Origin of the sequence: Pseudomonas sp. NBRC 111140 (genome assembly GCF_001320885.1) — a bacterium.
In the GTDB taxonomy this organism is placed as follows: Bacteria; Pseudomonadota; Gammaproteobacteria; order Pseudomonadales; family Pseudomonadaceae; genus Aquipseudomonas; species Aquipseudomonas putida_P.
Map to the genome: position 1 here is coordinate 22923 of NZ_BCBQ01000039.1, position 10329 is coordinate 33251.

General features: G+C 64.0%; 10 protein-coding genes. 3 read left to right on the top strand and 7 right to left on the bottom strand.

Annotation, left to right across the window (positions count from 1 at the left end; genetic code table 11):
- Positions 1 to 175: 175 nt before the first annotated feature.
- The 5 genes from APH42_RS14665 to APH42_RS14685 form a co-directional block, all read right to left on the bottom strand.
- Positions 176 to 1414: a heme biosynthesis protein HemY gene (locus APH42_RS14665; RefSeq protein ID WP_012269997.1), complete on the bottom strand. Its 1239-nt coding sequence runs from the start codon at positions 1412 to 1414 to the stop codon at positions 176 to 178.
- A complete protein-coding gene (locus APH42_RS30460) occupies positions 1411 to 2511 on the bottom strand; it encodes a uroporphyrinogen-III C-methyltransferase (RefSeq protein WP_012269996.1) in 1101 nt (366 codons plus the stop codon). The genes APH42_RS14665 and APH42_RS30460 overlap by 4 nt, the downstream gene beginning before the upstream one ends.
- A 45-nt stretch (positions 2512 to 2556) precedes the next feature.
- A complete protein-coding gene (locus APH42_RS30465; RefSeq protein WP_060493609.1) occupies positions 2557 to 3324 on the bottom strand; it encodes a uroporphyrinogen-III synthase in 768 nt (255 codons plus the stop codon).
- On the bottom strand, positions 3321 to 4262 hold the full coding sequence (gene hemC / locus APH42_RS14680) for a hydroxymethylbilane synthase (protein WP_060493610.1): 942 nt from the start codon (positions 4260 to 4262) through the stop codon (positions 3321 to 3323). The genes APH42_RS30465 and hemC overlap by 4 nt, the downstream gene beginning before the upstream one ends.
- Positions 4263 to 4437: 175 nt before the next feature.
- On the bottom strand, positions 4438 to 5181 hold the full coding sequence (locus APH42_RS14685; RefSeq protein ID WP_012269993.1) for a LytTR family DNA-binding domain-containing protein: 744 nt from the start codon (positions 5179 to 5181) through the stop codon (positions 4438 to 4440).
- A 296-nt stretch (positions 5182 to 5477) separates the two neighbouring features.
- Between APH42_RS14685 and argH the strand changes: the two genes are divergently transcribed.
- Positions 5478 to 6872, top strand: coding sequence for an argininosuccinate lyase (gene argH, locus APH42_RS14690; protein ID WP_012269992.1), 1395 nt, complete (start codon positions 5478 to 5480; stop codon positions 6870 to 6872).
- Between the two features lie 34 nt (positions 6873 to 6906).
- Here the strand turns inward: argH and APH42_RS14695 are convergent, their stop codons facing one another.
- Positions 6907 to 7569 (bottom strand): glutathione S-transferase, encoded by a 663-nt coding sequence (locus tag APH42_RS14695; RefSeq protein WP_060493611.1) that lies wholly within the window; start codon positions 7567 to 7569, stop codon positions 6907 to 6909.
- A gap of 148 nt (positions 7570 to 7717) precedes the next feature.
- On the opposite strand from APH42_RS14695, the gene APH42_RS14700 reads away from it, so the two are divergent.
- Entirely contained in the window at positions 7718 to 8017 is a 300-nt protein-coding gene (locus tag APH42_RS14700) for a hypothetical protein (RefSeq protein WP_012269990.1), read from the top strand.
- Between the two features lie 69 nt (positions 8018 to 8086).
- Entirely contained in the window at positions 8087 to 8332 is a 246-nt protein-coding gene (locus APH42_RS14705) for a TIGR02647 family protein (protein WP_012269989.1), read from the top strand.
- A 37-nt stretch (positions 8333 to 8369) separates the two neighbouring features.
- Here APH42_RS14705 and APH42_RS14710 read toward each other — a convergent pair whose 3' ends face one another.
- A complete protein-coding gene (locus APH42_RS14710; RefSeq protein WP_060493612.1) occupies positions 8370 to 10313 on the bottom strand; it encodes a cytochrome c/FTR1 family iron permease in 1944 nt (647 codons plus the stop codon).
- Between the last annotated feature and the right edge of the window lie 16 nt (positions 10314 to 10329).

A 10329-nucleotide genomic window follows, 5' to 3' on the forward strand; every position in this document is an offset into this window, starting at 1 on the left:
GAAAGACACGCTTTGTTTCAAGGCACGACAGCAGCGACAAGTCGCTGAATCGCGTAGGAAATTTCCAGCGATGGAGTGGGAAGCGCCGGAAGGAATGGACTACGGGTCTAACTGACAGCAATCGATAAATTACCCGCTCCCGAAGCCCGCACCTTGGCGCGGGCCTTGGGGTGGGTCAGGCGCGTACACCTTCGGGCAAAGGCAGCGCCAGCAGGCGTTCGTCCAGCAGGCCAAGGCCCTCCTGGAACAGCTGGTTGCTGCGCTCGGTCTCGCCCAGCCCCGCGAGCAAGCGAGCCAGCTCGGCACAGGCCTCGGGGTTGCGCTCCATGCGCAGGCTGCTTTCCAGGTAATCACGCGCCTTGCCCCACAGGCGGTTCTGCAGGCTCAGACGGCCCAAGGTCAGCAGCAGGCTGGCGTCTTGCGGGTGGGCCTTGAGCCAACCTTCTGCGGTTTGCAGCTGACGCGCCGGATCATCACCGCGCACCAAGCCATAAAGGCGGGCCAGGTGGCTTTCGTATTCGCGCTTGAGGGCAGTGCGCAGCACGTGCTCGGCCTCGCTCTGGGCACCTACCTGGCGCAATTGCTCGGCGTACGCCAATACCAGCTGTGGCTCTTGGCGCTGGGCTGCGGTCAGCTGTTGCCAGGCGCGCTCCAGGGCCTGACGTGCAGTTTGCGCGTCCTCGCCACGGGTGGTGGCCAGGCTCAGGTTCTGGCCCCAGGCACGCTGCTCCAGGGCGGCCAGCTCGGCGGGCGGCAACACCTTGCCCTTGCGCAGGTCGGGCAGCAGGCGGATCAGTGCGGACCAGTCGCCGCGCTCCAGGTACAGGCGTTGCAGCAGGCGCAACACCTGGCTGTTGTGCGGGTGGCGCTCCTGCATGGCCAACAGGGTTTCCAGAGCCCCATCGGTTTCACCACGGTCCATCTGCAACTGGGCATGGGTCAGGGCAATGGCCAGTTCCGCTTGCGGCTGGCGCTCCAAGGCACGCTCCAGCAGGTTGTCGCTGTCTTCGGTGCGGCCTTGCTCGTTGGCAGCACGCGCGGCACCGAGGTAATACAGCAGCGGTTGGCGCTCGGCCTCGGCGGCGCGGTGCAGGTGACGCTGAGCGCTGGCCCAGCGACCCTCGGCGAGATCGAGCTGGCCCTGCTCGATGGCCACGCGGATGCGCCGGCTGCGGTTACGCCGCGACCACGGGTTGACCACACCGCTGGAGGTCAGCACCAGGCCGACCAGGTAGCGCAACAGCCACAACAGCGCGACCACGGCCAGCAAGCCGGCCAGGGCCGCCCACAGCCCCGATTGATAGCGGAAACCACCATAGGAAATCAGCACGTAACCGCTGTGCTTGGCGACTGCGATGCCCAGCGCGGCGGCAACCACGATTGCCAGCACGGCCAGCAGGTAGACACGCTTCATGGCTTGCCCCCTTCAGCCTCGGCCGGCAGATGACGCCGCTGAATGTAGGCCTGCACTGCCGCCAGGCTTTCGCTGAGGTCGGGGGTAACCACGGACACGGGCTGATCGGCCAACGCATTGAGGCTGTCGAGCATGGCCTTGCTTTGCGGGTTGTCGGCGTTGAAGTTCGCCAGCAGCACGCTGCGGGCATCATCCAGCGCCTGTGTGTAGACCTTGGCGTCACCATTGAGCGCCGCCCACTGGGCCTGTTCGATGGTCAGGCTCAGGGCCAGGCGCAGCTGGTTCAGCTGCTGCCCGGCCAGCAGTGGCCGCACGTTTTCATCGGCGTTGAAGTCGATCTGGAAGTACTTGGAGATTTCTGCCCACCACTGCGACAGCCGGCTGGCACCATCACCATCGGCGGTCAGGGCGCCAAGCGCATCGGCATTGGTGTCGAATTCGGGCGACTGGGCGCTTAGCTGCTGTACCAGCTCACGCTGTGCTGCCAGTTTCAGGAACAGGCCAGTACGGTCCGGTTGCTGGGTGCTGCCGAGCGTGGCCAGGCTGCGTGCCAGTTGCTCCCGGGCGGCGAAAGCACCCGGGTCGCTCTGCTCGCGCAGAATTTCGTCGGCGCCTTCGACCAAGGCTTTGGCACTGGTGATGTCCTGCAAGGCCGAAAGGCGCAGGGTAGCCAGGCGCAAGAGGTGCTCGGCTTCTGCCAGGCGCCACTCCTTGCGGCTTTCTCCCAGCACGGTTTCCAGGCGCTGGCTGAGGCGCTGCTGGTCGCCCTGCAATTGCGCCACCAGGCGTCGGCGGTCTTCCAGCTCGCTGGCTGCAGGCAAGCTGGCCAGTTGCGCGCTGATCTGCTGTTCGCGCTGCTGCAGGGCTTCGGCGCGCTGGGTCAGCGCCTCGATGTGCTGGCCCTGGTTGAACTCGCTGCCTTGCAGTTGACGCACCTGCCAGACACCCCAGCCACCTACCGCCACCCCGGCCGCGCCAAGCAACAGGGCCAGCGCTGCCAGGCCACTGCCGGAGCGCTTGGCAGGTGGGGCGGTAACGGGTTCCGCCGGCGTCTGTGCCGACGGCTGATCGTTATTGGACAAGACAGTCTCGCTCACGTATCCATCCTTTGCATGGGGGCGCATCGCGTACAGCTTAGCGCCTTAAGAGGCAGGTGCAGCGCTACGCTGCACGGCTGCCAGCAAGGCCGTGGCACTGGCGCCACGGCAATCCACAACCTGTTGGGCCCCGGCGGCCCTGGCCTGCTCGGCGACCCGTGGGCTGGGCACGAACAGCGGCAGGCGTGCCAGCTGCGGCCAATCCGCACCGGCCAGCTGCTGCAAATGTTCAAAACCCTGCCCACTGCTGACCACCAGGCCATTGAGGCGTTCCGCTTCGATGCGGCGCATCAGCGTACCCGCCGGGTATACCGGCAGGCAGCGACGATACATTTCCAGATATTCGACACTAGCACCTTGCTCTGCAAGACGCTCTGCCAGCAGTTCGCGACCTCCGACGCCGCGAACGATCAACACACGCGGTGCCGGCGCGGCAACTGCCTGGCGCAGGGCCGGCAGCGCCAGCAAGGCTTCGCTGTCATCGCCACGCGGCGGAGCGCTCACCTCCAACCCCGCCCCCTGCAGCACCGCAGCGGTTGCCTCGCCCACCGTGAACCAGCCTTGGCGTGGCGGCTGAAGGCTGGCCTTGGCCAGTTGCTCAAGCAACAGGCGGGCGGCCGGCTTGCTAACCACGATGATTGCCTGGAAGCCGTGCAGGCCTTCCAGTAACAATCGCTGCGGGGTCTCTAACGTAACGGGCTCAATCGCCAGCAGTGGCAGGCAACTGCTGCCCACGCCCTCCTCCGCCAGGCTTTGCGCCAGTGCCGCGCAGTCCTCGGCAGGCCGGGTCAGCAACAGGCGCCATTGGCTCACGGGTGGCCGGCCTCGCCATAGACTTCCTTGAGGATGGCCTCGGCGCCCTGGCTCAGTAAGTCCTCGGCTACCTGTACGCCCAAGGTTTCGGCAGCAGCGCGAGGGGCGCGGGCATCGGCCACCAGCAGCGTTCCGCCACTCGGCTGGCCGACCAGGCCACGCAGCCACAGCTGGTCGCCTTCAAGCACCGCATAGCAGGCGATCGGCACCTGGCAGCCGCCATTCAGGTGCTTGTTCAGGGCACGTTCGGCCACCACCCGGTCGGCGGTATCGGCATGGTGCAGTGGCGCCAGCAATGCATGAATCTCAACGTCGGCACTGCGGCACTCGATACCCACGGCACCCTGGCCGCCAGCCGGCAGGCTGTCATCGACGCTGATGGTGGAGGTGATGCGGTCTTCGAAGCCCAGACGGATCAGGCCAGCGGCGGCGAGGATGATGGCGTCGTACTCGCCGGCATCCAGCTTGGCCAGGCGGGTGTTGACGTTGCCCCGCAGAAAGCGGATTTGCAGGTCTGGCCGGCGCGCCAGCAACTGGGCCTGGCGGCGCAGGCTGGAGGTGCCGACGATGCTGCCGGCAGGTAGTGCTTCGAGGCTGTCGAACGTATTGGAAACGAAGGCGTCACGCGGGTCTTCACGCTCGCAGATGCAGTACAGGCCCAGGCCTTCGGGGAAGTCCATGGGCACGTCCTTCATCGAATGCACGGCGATGTCGGCTTCGTTGTCCAGCAGGGCGGTTTCCAGCTCCTTGACGAACAGGCCTTTGCCGCCGATTTTCGCCAGCGGCGCGTCGAGTAGCTTGTCACCACGGCTGACCATGGGCACCAGGGTCACCAGCAGACCCGGGTGAGCCTGCTCGAGACGGGCTTTGACGTATTCGGCCTGCCACAGGGCCAAGGCACTTTTACGGGTGGCAATGCGGATTTCGCGAGTGGACATGGAACGCCCCGATCCAGAGAAATACCACCGATGATAACAGCATCGCCGGTATCGCTTGCAGATACGGATCAACAGGTCATGTGCGGCTTTGTGTGAAAGCGGCCTTGCGGCCCTTTCGCGACACAAGGCCGCTCCCACAAGAGCAGAACCAGGCCACAGGTTTGCGCAGACGGCCTCAGAGCGTCTGCATCATCTTGCGCACCCCAGCCACATGCCGGCGGCTGACGGTCAGGGCGTCGCCGTCCAGGCCTTTCAGGTACAGCTGAAAGTGCCCCAGCGGGGTGCGCTGCAGGCGTTCGATGCGCTCGCGGGCGACCAACGCATTGCGGTGGATGCGCACGAAGCGTTCGCCAAACTCGTCTTCCAGGGCCTTGAGTGGCTCATCGAGCAGTACTTCCCCGGCTTCGTGGCGCAAGGTCACGTACTTGTGGTCGGCGATGAAATAGATCACCTGGGGTATAGGGATCAATTCGATGCCTTTACGTGTACGGGCACTGATGTGGCTGCGTGGGCCACCACCTTCGTTGGCTGGCCGGGTAAGCGCCGCCAATTGGGCACGGTTGGGTTTTTCGGCCTTGCGCAAGGCATCGCGCAACGCCTGGGGCTGGAAAGGCTTGGTCACATGGCTGAGGGTACTGTCCTTGAATGCCTCGGCACCGTATTCATCGTCCCCGGTGCAAAACACCACCGCCGGCGGCGCCTCGCGTTCGCACAGGCGAGCGGCGACCTGCAGGCCATCCAGGCCTGGCATGCCGATGTCCAGCAGGACCACATCGGGCTTGAGGCTTTCGATCAGCGCCAGGGCCTCCTCGCCGTTGGTGGCGCTGGGCTCCAGCACGGTGTAACCCTCCAGTTCGCCGAGCAGCCGGGTGAGGCGTTCACGGCCTTGGGGTTCGTCATCAACGATCAGGACATTCATAATTGCGCTGGATTCCTGAATGAGTCTCGCACAGGTATAGCGTAGACAGGTGTGGTTCGAGCGACACTGCGGTCACGCTCTAGACCGGTGCGATGGCCAAAGATTCACTCGGACGGCAGATTCACCGCCAGTCCCTTGTCCAACTGTAGACGGTCCGTGGAACACTGCCGTTCATTCCTTAAAATCCTTCTCTGCCATTTTCCGGGCATTTCTCTCGACCGGCGTCCTGCGGCAGCCAGCCCAACCCTGCTATTATCGGCGCCACTTTTTCGTTCACGCCTGCAATGAGTGAATCCATGAGCACCGACAAGACCAATCAGTCCTGGGGCGGCCGCTTCAGTGAGCCCGTCGACGCCTTCGTCGCCCGTTTCACCGCCTCGGTCGATTTCGACAAGCGCCTGTACCGCCACGACATCATGGGTTCGATCGCCCATGCCACCATGCTGGCGCAGGTCGGCGTGCTCAGCGATGCCGAGCGCGACACCATCATCGATGGCCTGAAAACCATCCAGGGCGAGATCGAAGCCGGTAACTTCGACTGGCGCGTCGACCTCGAAGACGTGCACATGAACATCGAAGCACGCCTGACTGACCGCATCGGCATCACCGGTAAGAAGCTGCACACAGGCCGTAGCCGCAACGACCAGGTGGCCACCGACATCCGCCTGTGGCTGCGCGACGAAATCGACCTGATCCTGGCCGAAATAACCCGCCTGCAGCAGGGCCTGCTGGAGCAGGCCGAGCGCGAAGCCGAAACCATCATGCCCGGCTTCACTCACCTGCAAACCGCGCAGCCGGTCACCTTCGGCCACCACCTGCTGGCCTGGTTCGAAATGCTCAGCCGCGACTACGAGCGCCTGGTCGACTGCCGCAAGCGCGCCAATCGCATGCCACTGGGCAGCGCGGCGTTGGCTGGCACCACCTACCCGATCGACCGCGAGCTCACCTGCAAGCTGCTGGGCTTCGAAGCCGTGGCCGGCAACTCGCTGGACGGCGTATCGGACCGTGACTTCGCCATCGAATTCTGCGCTGCTGCCAGCGTGGCGATGATGCACCTGTCGCGCTTCTCCGAAGAGCTGGTGCTGTGGACCAGCGCGCAGTTCCAGTTCATCGACCTGCCCGACCGCTTCTGCACCGGCAGCTCGATCATGCCGCAGAAAAAGAACCCGGACGTGCCAGAGCTGGTGCGCGGCAAGACCGGCCGCGTGTTTGGCGCTTTGACCGGCCTGCTGACCCTGATGAAAGGCCAGCCGTTGGCCTACAACAAGGACAACCAGGAAGACAAGGAACCGCTGTTCGACGCCGCCGACACCCTGCGCGACTCGCTGCGTGCCTTTGCCGACATGATCCCGGCGATCAAGCCCAAGCACGCCATCATGCGTGAAGCGGCCCTGCGCGGCTTCTCCACCGCCACCGACCTGGCCGACTACCTGGTACGCCGTGGCCTGCCGTTCCGTGACTGCCACGAAATCGTTGGCCACGCGGTGAAGTATGGTGTGGACACCGGCAAGGACCTGGCCGAGATGAGCCTGGACGAACTGCGCCAGTTCAGCGACCAGATCGAGCAAGACGTGTTTGCCGTGCTCACTCTGGAAGGCTCGGTGAATGCCCGTAACCACATTGGTGGTACGGCGCCGGCGCAAGTGCGTGCGGCGGTTGTTCGCGGCAAGGCGCTGCTGGCTTCGCGCTGATCAGAGCCTGGGGCCGCTTTGCGGCCCCCGGCCGTTAGCGTTTACCGCTACGAATCATCTCCATGAAGGCTGGCATCGCCGCCTCTTTGTCCGCCACGACCCGCGCCATGTGCGGGTTCTCGCTCATCAGCTGCAGCAACGCCTTGGCCTGCGGGAAGTCCGCCAGGAAGTCGATGTTCAGCACCTTCTTGCCCACGGCATACGCCAGGTCGACCGAGAAGCAGAACATCAGGTCTGCCAGCGTCAGTTGCTCACCCGCTACATAAGGTGCGAAACGCCCATTGCGTTTGAGGGTGGCAAAGCCAGCCAGCAGGTCGGCACGGGCTTTCTCCTTGATCAGTGGCTCCACCGACATGCCAAAGAACGCCTCGGCATAGCAGGTTCGTGCCGGCAGTTCGATATACAACTCGATTTCCTTGCGCAGCTCACGCACCTTGGCCTGCCCGAATGGGTCGGCCGGCAACAGCGCCTTGCCCCCCTGGGTCTGCTCGATGTAGTCGAGGATCACACTGGTTTCGCTGAGGAAGCCATGTTCGGTTTCAAGCACCGGCACCTTGCCACGTGGGCTCACTTTCAGTGCCTGTGGCGCCTGGCCGCCATAGAATGTGACTTCCTCGAAGGGCAGGCCTTTTTCCAGCAGGGCCAGTTTGACCATGTTGTAGTAGTTGCTGACCGAGAATCCATAAAGCTTGAGCATGAGGTAACAGCCTCCAGGCCGTAAGGGGTTGGCCCGGCTTTTATAGACCGTACGCCCGCCCCTGACTAGCGTCATGCACCCCATCAATGCCCAGGCATTGCCGCCACGGGCGTGGCACACTGTCGTATCCCATCACAGGAGTACCGCCATGAGCGAGCCCACCGACCTCGACAATGACGACGAAGCCTTCGCCGAGGCAACGCTGACCCAGGCCATCGAAAACCAGATCGAAAGCGGCGAACCGCCAGCGGCCAAAGCCACTTACAACAAGCTGACCCTGGTCGGCTATGAGCGTGAAGACATTCTCAACCTGATGGCCCATGTGCTGGCCTTCGAGATCGACAACATGCTGGTAGAGGACCGCGCGTTCAACGGCGAGTGGTATGAAAACGCTTTGCGGGCGCTGCCGGAGCTGCCGCCTGAGATGGATCAAGGCGAGGACGAATAACCCGACTACACTCGAAGATCAGGCACCGCTGACGGTGCCGCCATCCTTGTCTGGAAGTCAGGAGCTGCCATGCCTTTTACCCCCGATCTGATCGACGAACTGGAAGTACTCGCGCTGTTCAAACACGACAGCAGCCAGGAAGGCATCAAGATTAACAGTACCGCCGCCCCTGCCCTGATCGCGGCAGCGCAACGCCTGCATGAAAAGGGGCTGACCGATCAACCTGATGGCGGCTACCTGACCAGCCTGGGTCATGACGCCGTTGAAAGCGTGCAATTGCTGCAGAACATTCTCAAGGCGCCACAGCCGGCCTGAGCCGAGATTGAAAAGGGGCTGCCATGCAGCCCCTCGCTCAGTTTGCAGTTGCCCTGCGCTTTTCCGCCAGACGCGAACGCCCGTACAGGAACACGATGGCCATCAAGGCCACCGCCTGCGCCGACAACGAGTAGGCGTCGGCATGAATCCCCAACCAGTCGAACTCGAAGAACGCTACCGGCCGCGTGCCCAGCACCCCGGCCTCTTGCAGCGCCTTCACGCCATGCCCGGCGAACACCACCGACAGCGCGCACAGCAGCGCGGCGTTGATGCTGAAGAACAGCGAAAGCGGCAGCTTCGCAGAGCCACGCAGAATCACCCAAGCCAAGCCCACCAACAGCACCAGTGCCGTGGCGCCACCCGCCAGCACAGCCTGATGCCCAGCAGGGCCTGCCTGCAACCACAGGGTTTCGTAGAACAGGATCACTTCGAACAGTTCGCGGTACACCGAGAAAAACGCCAGTAGGGCGAAGCCGAAACGCCCGCCGCCGCTAACCAGGCTGCTCTTGATGTAGTTCTGCCAGGCAGCGGCGTGTCGACGGTCGTGCATCCATACCCCTAGCCACAACACCATCACCGCAGCGAACAAGGCCGTGCAGCCTTCCAGCAGCTCGCGCTGAGCCCCACCCACATCGATCACATAGGCCGCCAGCGCCCAGGTGGCGAAGCCGGCAACCAGCGCCAGGCCCCAGCCTATGTTGACGCTGCGTACCGCCGACTGCTGCCCGGTGTTACGCAGGAAGGCCAGAATTGCCGCCAGCACCAGAATCGCTTCCAGCCCTTCGCGCAACAGGATCAGCAAACCGGAGATATAGCTAAGCGACCAGCTCAGGCCATCGCTGCCCAACAGCTTGGCGGCCTGGTCCAGCTTGCGCTTGGCTTCGGCCAGCCGTTGCTCGGCCTGAGCCACGGGCAACCCGTCCTGCAGCGATTGGCGGTAGGCCATGAGGGATTTTTCGGTGTCCTTGCGCGCCTGGGTGTCGATATTGTCCAGTGAGCTTTCCACCAACTCGAAACCTTCCAGGTAGGCCGCCACCGACAGGTCATAGGCCTGGTCATGGTCACCTGCGCGGTAGGCCGCCAGGCTCTTGTCCAGCGTGCTGGCGGTGTATTCGAGCAGTTGCGCCGGGCCACGTTTGACCTGCGGCGGCTGGGCACGCTGCGCGCGGAATGCTTCCAGCACCGCCGCGCCTTCATTGGCAGCGACCTCAGCCGGGGTCTGGCGGGCCAGGTCGGCGATGTTCCAGGTCTTGTCACCTTTGCCAGCTTCTGGCTTGGCGGTGAAGCTGGCGATATAAGCGGCCACATCCCAGCGCTGGCGGTCGTCCAACTGGTCGGCAAAGGACGGCATTTCGGTGCCGTCGATGCCCAGGGCCAGTGTGTTGTACAGGTCGAACAAGCTCAACTGGTCGAGGCGTGCCGCATCACGCAAGTTGGCTGGGGCAGGCTCCAGGCCCACGCCAGCCGGTCCGTCGCCAGCCCCCGTGTCACCGTGGCAGATGGCGCAGTTTTGCGCATACAGCGCCGCGCCACGGGCGGGGTCCGGGGTGATCACCGGGGCCTGACTGACCTCGTAGGCTACAGCCAGGCGCGCGCCCAGCTGGCGGGCCTGCTTGGCGACCGCTGTGCCCTCTTGGCGCTGATCGATGGCCTGGCGCAATGCCTGGACGCCCTGCTCCAGTGCCGCTTGCTCGGCATTTGCGGGAAGGCCTTTGACCAGGTCGCCCAATACCGCGCCAAACTCCTGTTGCTCGCGGTATTCACCCTCGTCGATCACCTTGCCTTCTTGAACGGTCGGTGGGTAATCGGCGCCAATGTAGTCCAGCAGGTGCAAGGCTTTTGCGGCCTCGGCGGGCGACTCGGCCAGCGCCAAGGTGCTACACAGCGCCAGCACCGGGCCGAGCAATAGAGCCGGCAGCCAGGTGAGCAGACGGGAACGGGTATTCATGGCCAGTCTCGAAGGGAATGCGAAAGAGAACATTGTTCACTCCGACTTG